The sequence below is a fragment of the Bradyrhizobium sp. B117 genome (assembly GCF_038969555.1).
Classification (GTDB): Bacteria; Pseudomonadota; Alphaproteobacteria; order Rhizobiales; family Xanthobacteraceae; genus Bradyrhizobium.
This window is the reverse complement of record NZ_CP152414.1, coordinates 7764714-7786363: the sequence shown is the minus strand read 5'-3', so window position 1 is coordinate 7786363 and position 21650 is coordinate 7764714. Positions and strand designations below refer to the sequence as shown.

18 protein-coding genes are annotated in these 21650 nt (G+C 65.0%); 14 read left to right on the top strand and 4 right to left on the bottom strand.

What is annotated here, in order from left to right; genetic code table 11:
* Nucleotides 1-35 precede the first annotated feature (35 nt).
* Nucleotides 36-464 carry a VOC family protein gene (locus AAFG16_RS37715; RefSeq protein ID WP_342733527.1) on the top strand — a complete coding sequence of 143 codons (429 nt, stop codon included), beginning with the start codon at nt 36-38 and terminating at the stop codon, nt 462-464.
* Nucleotides 465-507: 43 nt separating this feature from the next.
* Complete coding sequence (locus tag AAFG16_RS37710; protein ID WP_342733525.1) at nt 508-996, top strand: VOC family protein; 489 nt, start codon at nt 508-510, stop codon at nt 994-996.
* A gap of 130 nt (nt 997-1126) precedes the next feature.
* Here the strand turns inward: AAFG16_RS37710 and AAFG16_RS37705 are convergent, their stop codons facing one another.
* Nucleotides 1127-2287, bottom strand: a complete 1161-nt coding sequence (locus AAFG16_RS37705; RefSeq protein WP_342733523.1) for a hypothetical protein — start codon at nt 2285-2287, stop codon at nt 1127-1129.
* 2 nt (nt 2288-2289) lie between these two features.
* Complete coding sequence (locus tag AAFG16_RS37700) at nt 2290-2991, bottom strand: FecR family protein (protein WP_342733521.1); 702 nt, start codon at nt 2989-2991, stop codon at nt 2290-2292.
* 51 nt (nt 2992-3042) lie between these two features.
* On the opposite strand from AAFG16_RS37700, the gene AAFG16_RS37695 reads away from it, so the two are divergent.
* Nucleotides 3043-4473: a phospholipid carrier-dependent glycosyltransferase gene (locus AAFG16_RS37695; protein WP_342733519.1), complete on the top strand. Its 1431-nt coding sequence runs from the start codon at nt 3043-3045 to the stop codon at nt 4471-4473.
* 53 nt (nt 4474-4526) lie between these two features.
* Here AAFG16_RS37695 and AAFG16_RS37690 read toward each other — a convergent pair whose 3' ends face one another.
* Entirely contained in the window at nt 4527-5168 is a 642-nt protein-coding gene (locus AAFG16_RS37690) for an OmpA family protein (RefSeq protein ID WP_342733517.1), read from the bottom strand.
* Between the two features lie 531 nt (nt 5169-5699).
* Here AAFG16_RS37690 and AAFG16_RS37685 point away from each other — a divergent pair.
* The 3 genes from AAFG16_RS37685 (at nt 5700) to AAFG16_RS37675 (ending at nt 7591) form a co-directional block, all read left to right on the top strand.
* The gene (locus AAFG16_RS37685) at nt 5700-5945 is read left to right on the top strand and encodes a hypothetical protein (protein ID WP_342733515.1); all 246 of its coding nucleotides are present in this window, start codon (nt 5700-5702) and stop codon (nt 5943-5945) included.
* 121 nt (nt 5946-6066) lie between these two features.
* On the top strand, nt 6067-6321 hold the full coding sequence (locus tag AAFG16_RS37680) for a hypothetical protein (RefSeq protein WP_283081387.1): 255 nt from the start codon (nt 6067-6069) through the stop codon (nt 6319-6321).
* A gap of 103 nt (nt 6322-6424) precedes the next feature.
* On the top strand, nt 6425-7591 hold the full coding sequence (locus AAFG16_RS37675) for a crosslink repair DNA glycosylase YcaQ family protein (RefSeq protein ID WP_342733513.1): 1167 nt from the start codon (nt 6425-6427) through the stop codon (nt 7589-7591).
* Between the two features lie 37 nt (nt 7592-7628).
* Here the strand turns inward: AAFG16_RS37675 and AAFG16_RS37670 are convergent, their stop codons facing one another.
* Nucleotides 7629-8108 (bottom strand): DUF2809 domain-containing protein, encoded by a 480-nt coding sequence (locus AAFG16_RS37670; protein WP_342733511.1) that lies wholly within the window; start codon nt 8106-8108, stop codon nt 7629-7631.
* A 169-nt stretch (nt 8109-8277) separates the two neighbouring features.
* Between AAFG16_RS37670 and AAFG16_RS37665 the strand changes: the two genes are divergently transcribed.
* The 8 genes from AAFG16_RS37665 to AAFG16_RS37630 all read left to right on the top strand — a co-directional run bounded on the left by AAFG16_RS37665 (nt 8278) and on the right by AAFG16_RS37630 (nt 21645).
* Nucleotides 8278-9609 (top strand): MFS transporter, encoded by a 1332-nt coding sequence (locus AAFG16_RS37665; protein ID WP_283081385.1) that lies wholly within the window; start codon nt 8278-8280, stop codon nt 9607-9609.
* A gap of 240 nt (nt 9610-9849) precedes the next feature.
* Entirely contained in the window at nt 9850-10956 is a 1107-nt protein-coding gene (locus AAFG16_RS37660; protein WP_342733508.1) for an efflux RND transporter periplasmic adaptor subunit, read from the top strand.
* Nucleotides 10957-11126: 170 nt separating this feature from the next.
* A complete protein-coding gene (locus AAFG16_RS37655; protein WP_342733506.1) occupies nt 11127-14264 on the top strand; it encodes an efflux RND transporter permease subunit in 3138 nt (1045 codons plus the stop codon).
* Between the two features lie 35 nt (nt 14265-14299).
* Nucleotides 14300-14899 (top strand): TetR family transcriptional regulator, encoded by a 600-nt coding sequence (locus AAFG16_RS37650; RefSeq protein WP_283081382.1) that lies wholly within the window; start codon nt 14300-14302, stop codon nt 14897-14899.
* A 172-nt stretch (nt 14900-15071) separates the two neighbouring features.
* Entirely contained in the window at nt 15072-15695 is a 624-nt protein-coding gene (locus tag AAFG16_RS37645; protein ID WP_283081381.1) for a flavin reductase family protein, read from the top strand.
* Between the two features lie 300 nt (nt 15696-15995).
* Nucleotides 15996-18263: an acyl-CoA dehydrogenase gene (locus tag AAFG16_RS37640; RefSeq protein WP_283081380.1), complete on the top strand. Its 2268-nt coding sequence runs from the start codon at nt 15996-15998 to the stop codon at nt 18261-18263.
* Entirely contained in the window at nt 18263-19546 is a 1284-nt protein-coding gene (locus AAFG16_RS37635) for an acetyl-CoA C-acetyltransferase (RefSeq protein WP_342733501.1), read from the top strand. Before AAFG16_RS37640 ends, AAFG16_RS37635 begins: the two co-directional genes overlap by 1 nt.
* 2 nt (nt 19547-19548) lie before the next feature.
* Nucleotides 19549-21645, top strand: coding sequence for a 3-hydroxyacyl-CoA dehydrogenase NAD-binding domain-containing protein (locus tag AAFG16_RS37630; RefSeq protein ID WP_342733499.1), 2097 nt, complete (start codon nt 19549-19551; stop codon nt 21643-21645).
* Nucleotides 21646-21650: the final 5 nt, after the last annotated feature.

The window sequence follows — 21650 nt, the reverse complement described above, 5'->3', positions numbered from 1 at the left end:
CGTCCTTGGGCAGAACCCCGCCCAAGGAGCTTCCGATGCCCAGGATGATTTTCATCAGTCTGCCGGTGACCGACCTCAAGCGCGCTACGGCCTTTTACGAGGCCGTCGGCGCGACCAGGAACCCGCAATTCAGCGACGACACCGCGAGCTGCATGGTCTTTTCCGAGACCATCTACGCGATGCTGACGACCCACGACAAATTCCGCCAGTTCACGCCGAAGCCGATCGCGGATGCGAAAATCTCGAACCAGGCGCTGTTCTGCCTGTCCGCCGACAGCCGGAATGAGGTCGACGAGATCGTCGCCAGGGCCGCGGCTGCAGGCGGGGTGGCCGATCCCAGCCCGAAGGACGAGTACAGCTTCATGTACGGCCGCAGCTTCGAGGATCCGGATGGCCATATGTGGGGCGTGAACTGGATCGACATGACAGCCTTCGCCGCACAGTCCGAGATGGCGAGCGCCTGATCGAAGCCTGCGAACTCAGAGAATCTCGAGAGGAGCATTCACGATGTCCAAGCTCGTGCCCTGCATGTGGTTCAACGGTGACGCCGAGGAAGCCGCGACGTTCTACACCTCGCTCGTGCCGAATTCGGAGATCACGCACGTTCAGCATAACGTTTCGGACGGCCCGTCCGGCAAGACGGGCTCGGTGCTGGTCGTCGAGTTCACGGTGGCCGGACAGCCGCTGGTCGCGCTCAACGGCGGCATGACGATGGAATACACCCACGCGATCTCGCTGATGATCCATTGCGACGACCAGGCTCAGGTCGACAGCGTCTGGGATGCGTTCCTGGCTCATGGCGGCAGGGAAGAGCAGTGCGGTTGGCTCAGGGACCGCTGGGGCGTGGCCTGGCAGGTGGTGCCGAAGGTGATGTTCGAATTCCTGTCGAGCTCCGACAAGGCCGCGGCCGCGCGCGCGATGCAGGCCATGATGAAGATGGTGAAGCTGGACGTGGAGGCTTTGCGCCGCGCGTTCGAGGGCAAGTCGGCGGCGTGACGTCAGCACAGGTGCCGTAGGGTGGGCAAAGGCGCGCTTGCGCCGTGCCCACCATCCGTCTCCGTTGAGAGAAGTGGTGGGCACGCTTCGCTTTGCCCACCCTACGAAACCGTGCCCTCGTCGCGGCGCCTCAGTAATTGATCCGCAGCCCCACGCCGCCATGGATGGTGTTGCCGACCGGCTGCGGACCCAGCGTGCCGTTCGCGAACAGGTCCACGATCCAGCCCTTCTGCACCCGGAAGCCGAGCCGGCCGCCATATTCGAACCAGCCCTGGTTGCCCATCGTCGGCACCACCGTGCCGTTGCCGGTGACAGTGGCGACGATGCCGCTATGGCCGGCGAACGACTGCACCCAGCCGCCGTTGATGTTGGTCTCGATGTTGCTGCCGAACAGATGGGTCCACTGGCCGCCGATCTTGACGAGGCTGGTGCGGTCGGTGCCGGTCGCGATGGTGGCGTCGAACGGATTGTACGCGACTACGCCGTCGCTATAGCCGGAGACTCGCTGCCAGAGCTGCCACACCTCGATGGAGGCAGCGACCTCGTCGCGCGGTGACACCCGGCTTATCCATCCGGCGCGGCCATAGACGGCATAGTTCGCCGCATTGGTCGAGCTCGTCACGCTGACGGGGCCGAGGCTGGTGTCGTAGCTGCGGGTGTAGCGCGCCTTCTCCCACGGCGTCAGGATGGTGCCGACGTCGAAGAACGGGCGCGACGAGCCCCAGTCGGTGAAGTCATAGCGCAGCGCGAAGGCGCCGATCGGCGCGCTGGTGATCTTGTAACCGCCCTCGTTGTATTGCGTGTAGGCGATGCCGGCGAGAAGCGACAGGTTGTTAGTGAGCTCCTTGCGGCCGTGGATGCCGGCGGAGAACGAGCCGGCCGAGCCGAACGCGCTGATGCAATTGCTGCAATTGACCTGCTCGTTGACGCCGAGCAGCACCGTGCCCAGCACGCGGTTGGTGATCATCTGGTTGAAGCGCTGGCCTGCGAGCCCGCCGATCGAATTGCCACTGGAATCCGCGCCGGTCGGACCCGGCGGTGGAGATGGGCTTGGCGAGGGCGATGGATAGGGGTTCGGTGAAGGCGAGGAAGAAGGTGTCGGTGTGGATGTAGGTGTTGGCGTCGGGGACGGCGAGTAGGCCGGCGACGGGTAGGGCCTCGGCTCGCCGCACTCCGATTCGCACTCAGCTGCCTGGGCAGCTGCCGGCCGTGCATTGAATGCGACAAGCGAGACCGCAGCAGCAGCGGTCATTGCAGCGGCGAGGATGAGGCGCCCGAAAAGTCTCGCCATCATCAGCGCCCGCACAGCATGCCGTCGTCATGGACGGCGGGCGTGATGGTCGGCGAGGCGTCGGCATACTGGTTGACCGCGCACAGCCCGCCATTGGCGGCGCAGGTCGCGGCGAAGGTCCATGGCGGCGTATTGGTCTTGGCGATGCTGACCTTGCCGCCGGTCGAGGTGATGATCGCGGTGTCGCCCGGCTGGGTGAGCTGCACGCATTGGAAGCTCAGCGTGCAGACGCTGGCGGCACCATCCTGAAGCACGACGACGGAGCGGCCACGTTGCGACAGGATGTCGAGCGTGGTGCCGCGCACGCCGATGGTCGCGAGCGGCGTCGTGATCTTGTAGGCGGTCTTCTCGGAATGGCCGGTGACGAAGCGGAACGCGCCTGTGGTCATGCGGATCGCGACATCGCGATAGCTGTGCTCGTCGTTGAAGACGGTGCGGTCGAGCTTGAGCGTGGCGCTAGGGCCGAGCGACAGGTTGGTGCTGTCGGCCATGACGAAGCGTGCGGCGCTGTCGGCGCCGGTACGCACGGTCTCGTCGCGCAGCATGCTGTCGCCGACATTGATCGGCGTCGTGGTCGCGGCGACGCGCACCACCTCGTTCTGGATCACGACGGCTTCGCCGACGCGCGTCTGCGCCTGTGCGCCAGACGCCGCGCACAGAACGGCCGTCAGCAGTGTTGGAAAAAACGAGAAACGCAAATTCATTTCGCAACCGATCGATGTGTCCCTGATCGTACCGGGTCGCGCGCGCTTCTGATGTGGCGAAATTATCACAAGCGGCACGGGACCTGCGCTATGCTTAGTAACAGTTCCGACGGAATGCGTTCAATGAAAACGGCCATCCAGATTTTTCTCCCCGGTGAAGCAGATTTGCCACGCAAGACATCCTCACAACAGCCGATCGAAGTGTCAGCGGTTCCGAAGCTGTCGCAGAGCGCAGTGATTGCTGTCGCGATTTTCCTGGTCGCGCATCTGGCGCTGCTGATTGGCCTGGCGACGCCGGAAAAATTCGTCTTCGACGAGGTGCATTACGTGCCGGCCGCGCGGCAGATGCTGGCGCCTGCGATGTCACAGCCGCTACTCAATCCGATGCACCCGCCGCTGGCCAAGGAGCTGATCGCGGCCTCGATCGCGGCGTTCGGCGACAACGCGTTCGGCTGGCGCTATCTCGCGACATTGTTCGGCGCGCTCGCGATCGTCGCGATCTATCTGTGCGGGCTTGCGCTGTTCTCGGCGCAAGCGCCTGCGATCGCCGCCGCCCTGATCGCGACGTTCAACCAGATGCTGTACGTGCAGGCCCGCATCGCGATGCTCGACATCTTCGCGTTAGGGTTCGGTCTGCTCGCGATCGCCGCCTTCATGCATGGGTTTCGACGAGAGCGCCCGCATGCGCTGTTCGCGCTCGCGGGCGCTCTGTTCGGCTTTGCTGCAGCCTGCAAATGGAGCGGCCTGTTTCTGCTCGGGGTCTGCATCGTGATCGTCGCGGTGATCCGCCTGATGCAGGGCTGGCGCGCGCTGTTCGCCGACGCCAAGCCGGGGGACTGGTACCGGCCCGACCTCTGGCCCGACTTTCGCGGGCGTCACGTCGCACTCTGCTTCGCGGTCTTGCCGGCGATCACGTATCTGGCCGCGTTTGTTCCGCTTTACGGCTTCTCGCCATCAGATTTGCTCGAGGCGCAGCGCCGAATTTTTGCCGACAACACCACGACCGCCATCGCCGGTCACACCTATATGAGCGCGTGGCCGTCCTGGCCGCTGCTGGCGCGTCCGGTGTGGTTCCTGTTCGACAAGACTTCGGAGAATAGCGTTTCCGCGATCGTCTTTCTCGGCAATCCCCTGGTGCTGTGGCCGGCGCTGCTCGCACTCGCAATGGTGCTGCGCGACTTCATCGTCGCGCGCCGCTGGGATGCGTTCCTGATCGCGGCGTTCTATTTTGGCTGCTGGCTCGCCTGGGCGCTGCTGCCCCGCACGCTCGGCTTCATCTACTACTATATGCCGGCCGCAACCATTGCATCGCTCGCGCTGGTCCATGTGCTGCGAAGAGAGGGGCTGCCGCGCTGGCTGCTATGGGCCTATGTCGGCATCGCCGCCATCGGCTTTGCCGTGATGCTGCCGATCTCGGCCGCATTCATCGGCACGACGATGCAGAATTTCAACCGCCTGATGCTGTTCCAGAGCTGGATCTGACAGCAGAAAGCCGCCTGCCGTTGATGCGGCAGGCGGCTCATTGATCGCCGCGGCTATTTCGACGCGGTCTTGGTATCCATGTTCACGACCTGGACGCGGCGGTTGATCGGGTCGGCGCCGTTGGCGGTGTCCTTCAGCTTGGTCTTGCCGTAGCCGACGGTGACGAGATCGGTGCCGTTGAGGCCGTAGTTCTGCACCAGGTACTTCTTGATGGTGTCGGCGCGACGTTCGGAGAGACCTTGATTGTACTCTTCGCCGCCGATCGCGTCGGTGTGGCCGGCGACCACGAAGGTCGATCCCTTCAGCGCCGGGTCGGAGAGGGCCTTGCCGAGCGCCTGCACCGACGACACCGAGGTCTTGGCGATGTCGGCGGAGTTGTAGTCGAACTGGATCTCCAGATCGATCTTCGGCTTGGTCGCAGCCAACTCGGCGATCTGCTCGCGCTCGCCCATCGAGAGCGACCGGGTCGAGCGGTTGCGCACCGTGTTCAGGAATGTCGCTTCCTTCGCCTGCGCGGTCGGATCGGTTTGCGGCCCGACGGACAGGCCGCGGGTCGCCGGCTTCGGCTTCAACGCATTCACGATCTGGTCGGCGGAGACATTGTTGTCGCCGGCGAAGGCCAGGCCGGCCGTCATCGACAGCGCGGCCGTCAGGGTAATCGCCTTCAGTGCAAAAAACTTATCGAAACGGGTCATTGTCGTATCCTCGGTGTGACGCCTGATAGCGATTTGATGCTCAGAGCCTAGGACAGGTTCAAAGACCCCGATGTGATCCTGGTCACGGTGGCCAGAGGGGCTTTTGGGGTTACCCTGGCCCATTTCCCGGCGGTTTGGGGCGCAACCGCCCTGCTTGGCGTCCGCTCGGGGCACAGGCGTGAGCGCGCGAACAGCGGTGGTCGCGCTCACCGGGGCGCCGGTTCAAGCGGCTGCGGCCCAGGTATGATTGAACTCACATTGCGGAAGGCAGGCCTGCCGGCTGCAGCTGGCCGCCGGCTCCTGGTGGCCACGGGCTTTGCGGAAGCCTGCGGACATCGATGGTCGCAAAGCCGTCGCGGCATGGCCCGCCCGCGGACAAGAAATCGGCCAGATGCGCGCCTAGCACCCTTTCGAGAGCCACTACATACGAAGGGAGCCGAGTTTCATCCTGTGCCGAGGCCAACTGACTATCAGCGTGACTCCCAACTCTATCGCAGTGGCCCGCCGGATCGGACCGTCTCCCTGAATTCCATGCCCATCTATATCGGCGCGGCGATGATCGCGGTGGCGATCCTGCTGTCGACGCTGATCACGGGGCTGACCTCCCGCTATGTCGGCCTCGAGGCACCGACCGACGAGAACATGTGGCTGGTCGACCGTCTCACCGGCAGCGTCTACCGTTGCCAGGCGGAAGGGCGCGGAAGGGCGTCCTGTGAGCCCGATGTCGCCACAGGCAGCATCGGCGGTCGGTCCGGGACGCGGAAGGAGGGCCGCTGAGCTCTCTGCCATCGCACCGCAGCAAGAAAATTGTCTTCTCCACGAAACGTCTGCGCGAGAGAATACGTAATTGCGAAGGCCGGCATGACGCCGGTTTCGTTTTGCTCGAGGAGACTTTTTGATGAAGACCTTGCTCACGGCCACAGCCTTTGTCGCGTTTGCTCTTTCGCTGTCCCCCGCCTCCGCCGCGATGATGGCGTGCACCACGGACAACATGATGAAGACCGCCGCCATGATGGGCAGCACCCCCGACACGCCGGCGAAGATGGCGGCGAACAAGGAAATGGCCATGGCCAACACGGACATGAGCAATGGCAAGATGAAGAGCGCCTGCATGCACTACATGAAGTCGCAGAAGGCGATGTCGATGAAGTAAGGCGCGCCTCGGTTGGCCGCGCTGTCAGCAGATGGCAGCGCGGCTTTTCCTTGTCCGCTCCCTTCTTTCTCTTGGCGCGAATCCCGCTACATTGCTCCCTGCAATGTCACGCGCGCCGAAACCCCTCCCGCTCACCACGACACAGGCCCGGCAGATCTGGCTGCATGCCCAGCGGCTGGACGAGCGCGCGCCGTTCGGCGACGGCGCACAGGCGGTGGCGGATGCGGTCACTCATCTCGGCTATGTCCAGATCGACACCATCAACGTCATCGAGCGCAGCCACCACCACATCCTGTTCAGCCGCATTCCGTCCTATCGCCGCGCCGATCTGCGCCAGGCCCAGAGCGTCGACAGGAGCGTGTTCGAATACTGGACCCACGCGCTCTCCTACGTGCCGTCGGCCGACTTCCGCTTTTTCCTGCCGGCGATGCGCGAGCACAAGCGCGAGGGCCACAAATGGTACGCCTCGGTGAAGCTGGCCGACACGCGCAAGGTGATGCGGCTGCTGCGCGCCGGCCCGCTGACGATCCGCGACATCGAGGACGACGTGCTCACCGAGAAGGAGCATTTGTGGCAGAGCCGAAAACCTTCGAAGCGGGCGCTCCAGCTTGCTTTCTACACCGGTGTCGCGACCATCAGCGCACGCCTGGGCATGCTCAAGACCTATGATATGATGACGCGGCATTTCGGCTGGGACAAGCTGCCGAAGCCGGCCTCCGCGAAGGAGATCACGGCCTATCTGCTCGACCGCGCGCTGCGCTCGCAGGGCGTCGTCAGCCTCGATTCGATCTGCCATCTCGACGCGCCGCGCAAGAAGGCGGTCGCCAGCCTGATCGCCGCGCGCGTCCGCCGCGGCGATCTCGTGCCCGTTGCGATCGACGGCGCCGGCAAGCAGGAGCATTGGGTGCAGCCCTCGGTGCTGGAGGACGGTGGCGAGGGGCTATCGCCCGATCTCGTCCACATCCTCTCGCCGTTCGATCCCCTGATCATCCAGCGCAAGCGCACCAATCTGATCTTCGGCTACAACCATCTGTTCGAAGCCTATGTGCCGAAGGCCAAGCGCAAGCTTGGCTATTTCGCCCTGCCGGTGCTGGTCGGCGACGAGATCGTCGCCGCGCTCGATCTGAAGGCCGACCGGCAGGCCAAGAAGCTCCTGATGCAGAAATGGACCTGGGTCGGGCAGGGCAAGAAGACGGTGGGGCGCAAGGAGCTCAAGCGGAAGATCGAGGACGAGCTCGATCGCTTCGAGCGGTTTCAGCTGGAGGAGTGAGACCAGGCATCGGTCTCGTAGGGTGGGCAAAGGCGCGTTAGCGCCGTGCCCACCATCTGCTTGTGGTAGGCACGCTTCGCTTTGCCCACCCTACGAGACCGCGCGTCGTGGCGAGTCGATCGATCCAGACGCCGACCGCAATCCCAATTGCATAAGCCACCAGATTCCACAGCGAGAAGATGCGGCCGAGCAGCAGCGCTCCGGCGGTGGTGATCCGGAATCCGTCGAGCCAAGGCGTATGCACCAGCCGGGAGAACTCGATGACGACCGCGATCACCACCGCAATCGCCGCGATCTGCGCCCGCGACAGTCGCGGCAGCAAAACCCCGACCAGCAGAAGCACCATCGTCGCCCAGAGCAGCGACCCGCCGTACTTCACGACGAAGGCGGGCAGGCCGAGCGGAAAGCCGTACCAGCGCAGGGACAGGCCGCAGGCGATCACGACCAGCGCGAGGGCGGCCCGGGTCAGCGATGTCCGTCGCAGCGCAGCAGAATGATTTGGCTGCGCCCCGTGCATTGCTTGCTCCATTGACTCTTTCGCGGCGATGCTCAAAACCGCGAACAGAGCGTTTTCGAGCGAAGTGGATACCGGTTCGCGTCAAGAAAACGCGTCAAAACGTGAATCTAAAGCCGTTTCGATTCGAAACGGCTTTAGCCCATAAAAGCAACAACCCCGGGGGGAAGCCATGAGCCAGACCACGACCTATGCCGGTTCCACCGGCACTGCCAAGAGCGAAGTCGAGACCTCGACGATCCGCGCCATCTCCTGGCGCCTGATTCCGTTCCTGGTGCTGGCCTACTTCTTCTCCTATCTCGACCGCGTCAATCTCGGCTTCGCCGCGCTGACCATGAACGCCGAGTTGAAGTTCACGCCGCTGATCTTCTCCTGGGGCGCCGGCATCTTCTTCATCGGTTATTTCATCTTCGAGGTGCCGAGCAATCTGGCGCTGGAGAAGTTCGGCGCCAGCCGCTGGATCGCCCGCATCATGGTGACCTGGGGCATCATCTCGGCGCTGATGGCGACGGTCAGCGGCGTCACCAGCTTCTACGTCCTGCGTTTCCTGCTCGGCGTTGCCGAAGCCGGCTTCTTCCCCGGCATCATCCTCTATCTGACCTACTGGTATCCCGCCGAATACCGCGCGCGCTTCCTCGCCGCCTTCGCCATCGCCGTCCCGATCTCGACCGTGATCGGCGCACCGATCTCAGGCCTGCTGCTCGGCCTCGACGGCATGATGGGCCTGAAGGGCTGGCAGTGGCTGTTTATTCTCGAAGGCATTCCTTCCGTGCTGCTGGGCATCGTCACCTGGTTCTATCTCACCGACAGGCCGGAGAAGGCGGACTGGCTCTCGGCCGAGCAGAAGGCCTGGCTCAAGGCGAAGCTCGACGCCGAGATCGCGGCCAAGCAGGCCGTAAAACATCTGACGCTCGGCGAGGCGCTGTCCTCGCCCAAGGTGATCACGCTGAGCCTGATCTATTTCGGCTTCGTCGGCGCGCTCTACGGCATGCAGTTCTGGCTGCCGCAGATCGTCAAGGCGTTCGGTCTCACCAACGCGCAGACCGGCTTCGTGACCGCGATCCCCTATCTGTTCGGCACGATCGCGATGATCCTGTGGGCGCGGCACTCGGACGCCACGCGCGAGCGCGTGATGCATGTCGGCGCGCCCATGATCCTGATCGCCATCGCGCTCGGGGTCTCCTCCTATCTCACCGACCCCACGCTGACCATGGTGGCGCTGACCTTCGCCGCGATCGGCGTGTTCTGCGTCTTCGGCGTGTTCTGGACCCTGCCGACCGCCTGGCTTTCCGGCACGGCCGCGGCCGGCGCCATCGCCCTGATCAACTCGATCGGCAACCTCGCAGGCTTTGGTGGCCCCTATCTGATCGGCTGGGTCAAGGAAGCGACGGGGCAGACCTCGACCGGCCTCCTGGTGCTCGCCGTGCTCCCGCTGATTGCCGGCATTCTGGTCTTCGTCGGGGGCCACGAGAGCAAGCACGAGTTCGCCGGTCAGGGGCGGTGAGGACATAACTTCGTAGGGTGGGCAAAGGCGCGCTCTGCGCCGTGCCCACCATCTCTTGATGTTGGCCGGCGCGGTGGGCACGCTTCGCTTTGCCCACCCTACGATAGCACCTCCGCGGCGGCGCTTATCCCAATCCTTACCACCTCTTAACGATCACGCTTTCCTGATGACTGACGATTATTGACTTTTATCAGTGATTAGTCGACATTCCTCTCATTCGAGATAGGGGAGTGTCCTCCGATGTTCGTCCAGTCGGTTTTGTCCAGCTATTCCAGGCTTTTGGCGGGTGTGTCGCTGGCCCTGATGGCCGCCTCGCTGGCCGGCTGCAATGACACCGTCGCCGAGAACGCCGAGCCGTCCCGGCCGGTCCTGGTCGCGACCGCCCATTATGACGCCGAGACGCCGGAGCGGAGCTTCGTCGGCACCATCAGGCCCCGGATCGAGAGCGACCTCGGCTTCCGCGTCGCCGGTAAAGTTGCAAAACGCCTGGTCGAGGTCGGACAGACCGTCGAGATCGGCCAGCCGCTCGCCACCCTCGACGAGGTCGATCTGAAGCTCCAGGCCGAGCAGGCCGTCGCCGAGCAGACCGCTGCGACCGGCGTGCTGGCCCAGGCCGCCGCCGCCGAGCAGCGCGCCAAGGATCTGAAGGCCAAGGGCTGGACCACGGATGCGCAGCTCGATTCGAGCCGTGCATCTGCCGACGAGGCCCGCGCGCGGCTCGACCGCGCCGTCCGCTCGGTCGAGCTGACCAAGAACTCCCTTTCCTACGCGACGCTCAACGCCGACGCCCGTGGCGTCGTCACTGCAACGCTGATCGAGCCCGGCCAGGTGGTTGCCGCAGGCCAGGCCTCGATCCGTGTCGCCCGCTTTGCCGAGAAGGAAGCGGTCGTCGCGATCCCTGAGACGCTGGTCGGACGTGCCAAATCGGGCGCCGCCAGCGTCACTCTTTGGTCCGAGCCGAACAAGAAATACACGGCGAAGCTGCGCGAGATCGCGCCGGCGGCGGATCCCGCCACGCGCACCTATCTCGCAAAGTTCTCGCTGCCCGAGGCCGACGACAAGGTCGCGCTCGGCATGACCGCGACGCTGACGCTGTCGGACGCCGCCACCGAGCGCGTCGCGCGTCTGCCGCTGTCGGCGCTGTTCAACGAAGGCGGCAAGCCCTCGTTCTACGTCGTCGACGACAACGGCGCGGTCACGCTGCAGCCGGTCACGGTGAAGTCCTATGAGAGCAACGACGTCGTCATCACCGGCGGTGTGCCGGAAGGCGCCAAGATCGTCGCGCTCGGTGTGCAGAAGCTCGATCCGAGCCAGAAGGTGCGGGTCGTCTCGTCCCTTTCTTTCTAAGCGAGTTACGTCGTGCAAGGCGAGTTTCGGCCCAAGCGCAAATGCCGGGGCTGAAGCGGCGAAGCGATCCAGAACCTGCCCAGCCCCCTGGATTGCTTCGCTGCCTCGCGACGACGGTTTGAACAGAGCGGCTGTCGTTTGTGCAACTGGATCGTCTTTCGGAGAGAGCGATGAAGCGCTTCAATCTTTCGGCCTGGGCCGTCAGTCATCCGACGCTGGTCCTCTTCCTGATGCTCGTGCTCGGCGTCGCCGGCTTCTTCTCCTATCAGAAGCTCGGCCGAGCCGAGGATCCGTTCTTCACGGTGAAGGTGGTCAACGTCTCCGTGCTCTGGCCCGGCGCGACCGCGCAGGAAATGCAGACCCAGGTCGCCGATCCCATCGAGAAGAAGATCCAGGAGCTGCCCTATTTCGAGAAAGTGCAGACCTATTCCAAGCCGGGCTTCACCGCGCTCCAGGTCACCTTCCGTGACTCCACGCCGCCGAAGGACGTCCCCTATCTCTTCTATCTGCTGCGCAAGAAGCTGGTCGACGTGCAGGGTCAGCTGCCGTCCGGCATTCTCGGGCCGGTCGTCAATGACGAGTTCTCCGACGTCGATTCCATCCTCTACATGTTGACCGGCGACGGCGCCGACTATGCCCAGCTCAAGAAGGTCTCCGAAGGTTTCCGCCAGCGCCTGCTGAAGGTGCCTGGTGTGACCAAGGTCGACGTCTACGGCAACCAGGACGAGCGCATCTTCGTCGAGTTCAGCCACGCCAAGCTCGCCACCCTCGGCATCACGCCGCAGGCGCTGTTCGATTCGCTCGCCAAGCAGAACAACGTGACCCCCGCCGGCACGGTCGAGACCTCGTCCCAGCGCGTGCCGCTGCGCGTCACCGGCGCGCTCGACGGCGCAAAGGCTGTGGCGGAGACCCCGGTCGAGAGCAACGGCCGCGTGTTCCGTCTCGGCGACATCGCCACCGTCACCCATGGCTATGTCGATCCGCCGAGCTTCGTCGTCCGCCAGGAAGGCAAGGCCGCGATCGGCATCGGTGTCGTCACCGCCAAGGGTGCCAACATCCTCGAGCTCGGCAAGGAGGTCGAGAAGGCAACCGCCGAGTTCATGAAGGCCGTGCCGCAGGGCGTCGACGTCAAGCTGATTGCCGACCAGCCCAAGGTGGTCGAGCACGCCGTCGGCGAGTTCGTGCACTCCTTCATGGAGGCGCTCGTCATCGTGCTGTTCGTCTCGTTCCTGGCACTCGGCTGGCGCACCGGCATCGTGGTCGCGCTGTCGGTGCCCTTGGTGCTCGGCATCGTCTTCGTCGTCATGAACACGATGTCACTCGACCTGCACCGCATCACGCTCGGCGCGCTGATCATCGCGCTCGGCCTGCTCGTCGACGACGCCATCATCGCGGTCGAGATGATGGTGGTGAAGATGGAGCAGGGTTGGGACCGCATGCGCGCGGCGTCCTTTGCCTGGGAATCCACCGCGTTTCCGATGCTCACGGGGACGCTGGTCACAGCCGCTGGCTTCCTCCCCATCGGCTTTGCCAATTCGGCCGTCGGCGAATATGCCGGCAGCATCTTCTGGATCGTGGCGATCGCGCTGGTCGCCTCCTGGTTCGTGGCGGTGATCTTCACGCCCTATATCGGCGTCAAGCTGCTGCCGGAGATGAAGGCGCACCACAATCACGACCCGCACGCGGTCTACGAGACCCGCATGTATCGCGGCCTGCGCGCCATCGTGCAATGGTGCGTCAATCACCGCATCACCGTGGTCGTCGCGACCGTCGGCGTCTTCGTCGCCTCGATCGTCGGTTTCGGCCATGTCCAGCAGCAGTTCTTCCCGCTGTCGGAGCGGCCCGAGCTGTTCCTGCAGCTGCGCCTGCCCGAGGGCACCGCCTTCAACGTCACCGAGAAGGCCGTGAAGCAGGCCGAGACGCTGCTGAAGGACGACAAGGACATCGAGACCTATACCGCCTATGTCGGCCAGGGCTCGCCGCGCTTCTGGCTCGGCCTCAATCCGCAGCTTCCGAACGAGGCCTTTGCCGAGATCGTCATCGTCGCCAAGGGTGTCGAGGCGCGCGAGCGCGTCAAGGCCAAGATCGAGAACGCGGTCGCCGACGGCATGCTGACCGAGGCACGCGTGCGCGTCGATCGCTTCAATTTCGGCCCGCCGGTCGGCTTCCCCGTCCAGTTCCGCGTGATCGGCCCCGATGCCAACAAGGTGCGCGAGATCGCCTACCAGGTCCGCGACGTCATGCGGCAGAACAAGAGCGTCAAGGACGTCCAGCTCGACTGGAACGAGCAATCGCCTTACCTGAAGCTCGTCGTCGACCAGGATCGCGCCCGCGCCATGGGCCTGACCCCGCAGGAGGTCTCGCAAGCGCTCGCGATGCTGATCTCGGGCTCGCAGGTCACGACCGTGCGCGACGGCATCGAGAAGGTCGGCGTGGTCGCCCGCGCGATCCCGTCCGAACGTCTCGATCTCGGCGGTGTCGGCGATCTCACCATCACCTCGCGCAATGGCGTCGCCGTGCCGCTGCAGCAGATCGCCAAGATCGAGTACTCCCACGAGGAGCCGATCATGTGGCGGCGTAACCGCGACATGGCAATCACCGTGCGCTCCGACGTCGTCGACGGCGTGCAGGCGCCCGACATCACCAACCAGATCACGCCGAAGCTGAAGGCGATCAAGGATCACCTCGAGCCGGCCTACCGCATCGAAGCGGGCGGCGCGTTCGAGGAATCCGCCAAGGGCAACGCCTCGATCTTCATCCTCTTCCCCGTGATGGTCATGGTGATGCTGACGCTGCTGATGATCCAGCTGCAGAGCTTCTCGCGCCTGATCCTGGTGTTCCTGACCGCGCCGCTCGGCATCGTCGGCGCCTCGCTCGGGCTCAACGTCGCCAACGCTCCGTTCGGCTTCGTGGCGCTGCTCGGCCTGATCGCGCTCGCCGGCATGATCATGCGCAATGCGGTCATCCTGGTGGATCAGATCGAGACCGACGTTTCTCATGGTCTGACCCGGCGCGAGGCGATCGTGGAGGCGACCGTCCGCCGCGCCCGTCCGGTGGTGCTGACGGCGCTCGCCGCCATCCTCGCCATGATCCCGCTGTCGCGCTCGGCGTTCTGGGGCCCGATGGCGATCACGATCATGGGAGGCCTGTTCGTCGCGACCTTCCTGACGCTTCTGTACCTGCCGGGCCTCTATGCCCTGTGGTTCAGGAAGAGCCTGGACGAGGCCGGTTCGGCCGAACAGCCTACCGCATCGCAGCATGGGAGCGATGACCATCCCGCTATTCCGCTTGCTGAAGCAGCTGAATAAGTGAGATGAAGTACTGACGAACGAGTCCTGACAGAATGACACTGGTTGCGGAACATATCGAAGGCGACACCCGGGATCGTATCCTCGAGGTGGCCGAGCGGCTGTTCCGCCAGATCGGCTATCAGAAGACCACGGTCGGGGACATCGCCAAGGAGCTCAGGATGAGCCCCGCCAACGTCTATCGCTTCTTCGAATCGAAGAAGGCGATCCACCAGTCGGTGGCGCGGGGCCTGATGGGCGAGGTCGAGCTGGAGGCGCAGCGGATCGTGACCCGTCCCGGTCCCGTGCTGCCGCGCTTCCGCGAGCTGCTCACCACCATCCACCGCATGAACACCGAGCGCTATGTCGGCGATAACAAGCTGCACGAGATGGTCGCGATCGCGATGGAGGAGGACTGGGACGTCTGCGTCGCCCATATGGAGTGCATTGCCGGTGTCATCGGCCAGATGATCGCGCAAGGGGTGGCGTCCGGCGAGTTCGAGGCGCCCGACCTGCCACTGGCCTCGCTGTGCGCCTGCACCGCGATGATGCGCTTCTTCCACCCCCAGATGATCGCCCAGTGCGCCACCAAGCCGGGCCCGACCATCGACCAGATGATCGATTTCGTCATCGCGGGTCTGTCCCCCCGCCACTGACGGGGCTGGAATTTACCCTATAAGTTGATCTGCCGCCCGGCAGAGGATGGCGGGCAAGGACGGATCAACAAATTCCGTCATTGCGAGCGCAGCGAAGCAATCCAGACTGTCTCCGCGGAGGGATTCTGGATTGCTTCGCTGCGCTCGCAATGACGATCAGGGGAAAGCCAGCGTGACCGACAAAGACCTGCACTTCTACGAGCCTTCCAAGGGCCACGGCCTCAAGCACGATCCCTTCAACGCCATCATCGCGCCGCGGCCCATCGGCTGGATCTCCTCGCGCGACACCAAGGGCCACGTTAATCTCGCGCCCTACAGCTTCTTCAACGCGTTCGCTTACGTGCCGCCGATCATCGGCTTCTCCTCCACCAACTGGAAGGACTCGGTCGAGAACATCCAGCAGACCGGCGAGTTCGTCTGGAATCTCGCCACGATGGATCTCGCCAAGCACATGAACGCGACCGCCGCGCATGTCGCCCCTGAGGTCGACGAGTTCGAGATCGCGGGCCTGACCGCCGTGCCCGGTAAGCTCGTCAACGTGCCGCGCGTCGGCGAGAGTCCGGTCGCCTTCGAGTGCAAGGTCTCCGACATCGTCCGCCTCAAGGGCGCCGACGGCAAGGAGGCCGACGCCTGGCTGACGCTCGGCGAGGTCGTCGCCGTCCATATCGACAAGGCCATGATCAAGGACGGCGTCTACCAGACCGCCGCGGCCCGCCCCATCGTCCGCGCCGGCCGCCGCGGCGACTATTTCGAGATCAAGCCGGAAAACATGTTCGAGATGGTCCGGCCGGATTAGGCCGGCCTCCGCTCTCTCCACCGTCATTCCGGGGCGCGCCGTAAGGCGCGAGCCCGGAATCCATACTCCCGATTGTGGTTATGGATTCCGGGCTCGACGCTTGCGCGTCGCCCCGGAATGACGGTGTGGAGGCATCTCACTTCCCCCTCCCGGAACTGCCTCCACGCCCCGGCCGTTATGGTCCCCGGGGGCGGCCGCCCGGCCGCGTCAATTCGCGTCTTTTTGCAGGCGAAGTGTTCACGCACCCCGGCCACTTTCCGCTAAAATGTCCGACACCCGCGCCGATCCATGAGGTCCGCCATGAGCTTCCGCCGCGACAAAATCACAAAGCCGATCTTCTCCTGGGCGCGCGGCGTGCTGCCGGCGATGTCCGACACCGAGCGCGAGGCGCTGGAGGCCGGTGACGTCTGGTGGGACGCCGATCTCTTCACCGGCAATCCCGACTGGACCAAGCTCCTGAAGGTGCCGCAGGCGCGGCTCACCGACGAGGAGAAGGCCTTCCTCAGCGGTCCCGTCGACGAGCTCTGCGCCATGCTCGACGAGTGGAAGATCTTCTGGGAATGGCGCGACCTGCCGCCGGACGTCTGGCATTTCGTCAAGCGCGAGAAATTCTTCGGCATGATCATTCCGAAGGAGTTTGGAGGGCTCGGCTTCTCGCCTTATGCGCATTCGGAAGTCGTTCGCAAGATCTCGACCCGCTCGATCGCGGCTGCCGTCACCGTGATGGTGCCGAACTCGCTCGGCCCCGGCGAGCTCCTGATGCGCTTCGGCACCAAAGAGCAGCAGGAGCGCTGGCTGCCGCGGCTTGCCGACGGCCGCGACATTCCCTGCTTCGGCCTCACCAGCCCTGAGGCCGGCTCAGATGCCGCCTCGATGATCGACACCGGCATCATCTGCAAGGGCAACTTCGAAGGTCGCGAGGTCACAGGCCTCCGCCTCAACTGGCACAAGCGCTACATCACGCTCGGCCCCGTGGCGACACTCCTCGGCCTCGCCTTCAAGGCCTACGATCCCGACCATCTGGTGGGCCAGCAGGAGGAGCTCGGCATCACCGTCGCGCTGATCCCGACCAATCTCCCCGGCGTCGAGATAGGCCATCGCCATCTGCCCTCGATGCAGGTGTTCCAGAACGGTCCGAACCGCGGCCGCGACGTCTTCATTCCGCTCGACTATGTCATCGGCGGCAAGGAGCGGCTCGGGCAGGGCTGGAAGATGCTGATGACGGCGCTCGCCGCCGGCCGCGGCATCTCGCTGCCGTCGCTCTCTGCTGCGGGCGCAGCCTATGCCGCGCGCACCACCGGCGCCTACGCACGCATCCGCGAGCAGTTCGGCATCTCCATCTCCAAGTTCGAGGGCGTCGAGGAGCCGCTCGCGCGCATCGTCGCCACCGCCTATCAGCTCGACGCGGCGCGCCGGCTGACCTGCGCGGCGCTGAACGCCGGCGTTCATCCCGCCGTCATCTCAGGCATCATGAAGCTTCACGCGACCGAGCGGATGCGCACCGCGGTCGATGACGCCATGGACATCCATGGCGGCAAGGCCGTGATCGACGGCCCGCAGAACTATATCGGCAACCTGCACCGTGCCGTGCCTGTGGGCATCACCGTCGAGGGCGCCAATATCCTTACCCGCAATCTCATCGTGTTCGGGCAGGGCGCGATCCGCGCGCATCCCTATCTGCTCGACGAGATGAACGCGCTCGCCGACACCGATCGCGAACGCGGGCTCACCGCGTTCGACACCGCGATCTGGAAACACGTCGGCCATAGTTTCCGGACACTGTTCCGTGCCTTTGGCCAGAGCTGGACCTTTGGCGCCTTCGCGATGGCGCCGGATGCGGGCGATGCCACGCCGTTCTATCGCCAGCTCTCGCGCTACTCCGCAGCGTTCGCGCTCTGTGCCGACATGGCGCTGCTGACGCTCGGCGGCGCGCTCAAGCGCAAGGAGATGCTGTCGGCGCGCTTCGGCGATATCCTCTCCGAGCTTTACCTGCTCTCGGCCGCGCTCAAGCGGTGGCAGGACGAGGGTCGGCAGAAGGAGGATTTTGCTGCACTGGAATGGTGCATGGCGACGGGCTTCAAGACGATCGAGAACCGGCTTGCCGAAATTCTCGCCAATCTGCCCAACCGTTTCGTTGCCGGCTTCCTCAAGCTCGTGGTCCAGCCGTTCGGTGCCCGCGTGCTCGGTCCGTCCGACCGCGTCGTGCACCAATGCGCTGGCATCGTGCTGGAGCCGTCGGCCGCGCGCGAGCGCCTCACGCCGGATCTTGCCCATGTCGACGACGACAGCGGCTTTGCCCGGCTGGAGCGCGCGTTCAAGCTGGTCGCGAGCACCGATGCGATCGCCAAGCGCATGCGCGCCGCGCATATCCGTGACTGGAAGGACGCCATCGCCAAAGGCGTGATCACGCAGGCCGAAGGCGAGCAGCTCGCGGCCGCTCACGAAGCCGTCACAAAAGTCATCGAGGTCGACGATTTCGCGCCGGAGGCGCTATCGCCGATTTACAAGAAATCCGGCGACGTGCATCAGTTCTTCCAGGAACTCGGTGAACAGAGGGCGGCGAGCTGATGGCACGACCGGTTTTCATCGTCGACGGCAGCCGGACGCCGTTTCTGAAAGCACGTTCCGGGCCGGGGCCGTTCACGCCGGTCGATCTCGCCGTGCAGTGCGGACGGCCGCTGCTGGCGCGCCAGCCGTTTTCGCCTGACGATTTCGACCAGGTCATCCTCGGCTGCGCCAACGTCATCGCCGACGAGATGAACCCGGCCCGCGTTGCCGCGCTCCGGCTCGGCATGGGCGAGGACATGGTCGCCTTCACGGTGCAGATCAATTGCGGCTCGGGCATGCAGTCGATCGACACCGCCTACCGCTACATCCGCGAGGGCCATGCCGACATGATTTTGGCGGGCGGCACTGAAGCCTTGAGCCACGCGCCGCTGGTCTGGCCCAATTCCGGCGTGCGCTGGTTCGCCGGCCTTGCCACTGCCAAGGGCGTGGCCGTCAAGCTCGCCGCCGCGTTCAAGCTGCGCCCGCGCTATCTCAAGCCGATCATCGGCCTCGAGCGCGGGCTGACCGACCCCATTACCGAGTTGAACATGGGCCAGACCGCCGAGGTCGTCGGCCATCTCTTCGGCATCACCCGCGCCCAGTCGGATGCCTATGCCGCCGAGAGCCATCGCCGGCTCGCCCACGCGCAGGCCGAAGGCTATTTGCAGGGCGAGGTCGAGACAGCGTTCTCCCGCGACGGCAAGTTCTTCGACCACGATGACGGCGTGCGCCCCGACTCCACCGCCGAGACGCTGGCAAAACTCCGGCCGGTGTTCGAGCGTCCCTGGGGACAGGTCACCGCCGGCAACTCGTCGCAGATCACCGATGGCGCGTCCTGGGTGATCCTGGCTTCCGACGCGGCGGTGGCAAAGCATGGACTGACGCCGAAGGCCGCGATCGTCGACAGCCATTGGGCCGCGCTCGACCCCAGCATCATGGGGCTCGGCCCGGTGATGTCGGCAACGCCGCTGCTTCAGCGCAACGACCTCACCATCAAGGACGTCGAGACCTGGGAGCTGAACGAGGCGTTTGCGACGCAGGTCCTTGGCTGTCTCGCCGCCTGGAACGACGACAAATTCTGCCGCGAGATCCTCGGCCTCGACGGCGCCGCCGGCGAGATCGATCGCGAGCGACTGAATGTCGATGGCGGCGCGATCTCGCTCGGCCATCCCGTCGGCACCTCCGGCAACCGCATCGTGCTGTATCTCGTCAATGCGATGAAGCGGCTCGGCACGCGGCGCGGAGTCGCCACCGAATGCATCGGCGGCGGGCTCGGCGGCGCCATGTTGATCGAGGCGGTGTGACCATGGATTCGAAGATCATGACCGCGCTCGGCGACCGTGTGCTGGAGCTCGGGCCGCAGCCCGCGGCTGACGGCCGCTACAAGCACTTCAAGCTGACGCGCGATGCCGATGGCGTCGCCTGGCTGCTGTTCGACCGTGCCGAGACAAGCGCCAACACGCTCTCGTCCGACGTGATGGAAGAGTTCGACGCCGTGCTCGCGGCGATCGAGACCGAGCGCCCGGCCGGCCTCGTCATCCGCTCGGCAAAACCGTCCGGCTTCATTGCCGGCGCCGACGTCAACGAATTCCGCGGCGCCAGCGATGCCGAGATGGTGGAGACACGCATCCGCGCCGCGCATGCCGTTGTGGATCATCTGGAAGCGCTCAAGCTGCCGACGGTCGCGGTCGTCCACGGCTTCTGCCTCGGCGGCGGGCTCGAGGTCGCGCTGGCCTGCCAATCGCGCATCGCCATCGACGGCGCGCGCTTCGGCTTCCCGGAGGTGATGCTGGGCCTGCATCCCGGCCTCGGCGGCACCGCGCGGTTTACCGCGCTGGTCAACCCGACCCAATCGATGGCCTTGATGCTCACGGGTCGCACCATCGATGCGCGCCGCGCCAAGTCGCTCGGCCTCGTTGACACCGTGACGCAGGAGCGCCACGTCCGCGGCGCCGTGAAGGACGCGCTGTTCGGCCGCCTGAAGCGTGCGCGTCCGGGCCTGCTGACACGCGCGGCCAATTTCGGCCCCGTGCGCGGGCTGCTTGCAAAACGCATGCGCTCGGAGGCGGCGAAGGCCGCGTCCCGCGAGCATTACCCCGCGCCCTACGCGCTGATCGATCTCTGGGAGACCCATGGCGGCAGCAAGTCCGCGATGCTGAAGGCCGAGCAGGCGTCCTTTGCCAAACTGATGGTGACGCCGACCGCGCAGAATCTGATCCGTGTCTTCTTCCTGCGCGAGCAGATGAAGAAAGCGGCCGGCCCCGGCAACACCATCAAGCACGTCCACGTCATCGGCGCCGGCGCCATGGGCGGCGATATCGCGGCCTGGTGTGCGGGGCAGGGGCTGCGCGTCTCGCTGGCCGACATGAAGGCGGAGCCGATCGCGGGGGCGGTGAAGCGCGCCGCCGAGCTTTACGGCAAGATCATCCGAAAAGCCACCGAGGTGCGCGACGCGCTCGACCGCCTGATCCCTGACATGGACGGCGAGGGCGTCCGCAACGCCGATCTCATCATCGAGGCGGTGCCGGAAAAGCTCGAGCTCAAGCAGAAGGTCTATGCGGGCCTCGAGCCCAGGATGAAGCCGGGCGCGATCCTGGCGACCAACACGTCCAGCATTCCGCTTCAGGATCTGCGAACGACGCTGGCCCGGCCGGAGCGGCTGGTCGGCCTGCATTTCTTCAATCCAGTGTCGCGCCTGCAACTGGTCGAAGTGGTCAGCCATGACGGTAACGACGCGCAAGTGCTGAAGGAGGCGCTCGCCTTTGTCGGCGCGATCGACCGCCTGCCGCTGCCGGTGAAGAGCTCGCCCGGCTTCCTCGTCAACCGGGCACTGACGCCCTACATGCTGGAAGCGATGGTGATGCTGGACGAGAAGATCGACCAACGCCTGATCGATGCCGCCGCTGAACAATTCGGCATGCCGATGGGACCGATCGAGCTCGCCGACCAGGTCGGCCTCGACATCTGTCTCGATGTCGGCGACATGCTGCGCACCAAGTTCGGCGACCTCTTGCCGCCAACGCCGGCCTGGCTGCGCGAGAAGATCGCAAAGGGCGAGCTCGGCCGCAAGACCGGCAAGGGCTTTTACACCTGGAAGAACGGCAAGGCCGAGAAGGCACCGCTGCCCGAGACCGGCCCGCGCGTCACCGACCAGATGATCGACCGCCTGGTGCTGCCGATGTCCAACGTCTGCGTCGCGGCGCTTCGCGAAGGCATCGTCGATGACCCTGATACGGTCGACGGCGCCATGATCTTCGGCACCGGCTATGCGCCATTCCGCGGTGGTCCGCTGAACTATGCGCGCACGCGCGGCGTGGAAAATATTGTATCCACGCTGCGCGCGCTGGCCGAACGATTCGGCGGACGCTTCGCGCCCGATCCGGGCTGGGATAGTTTCAAGTGAGAGCG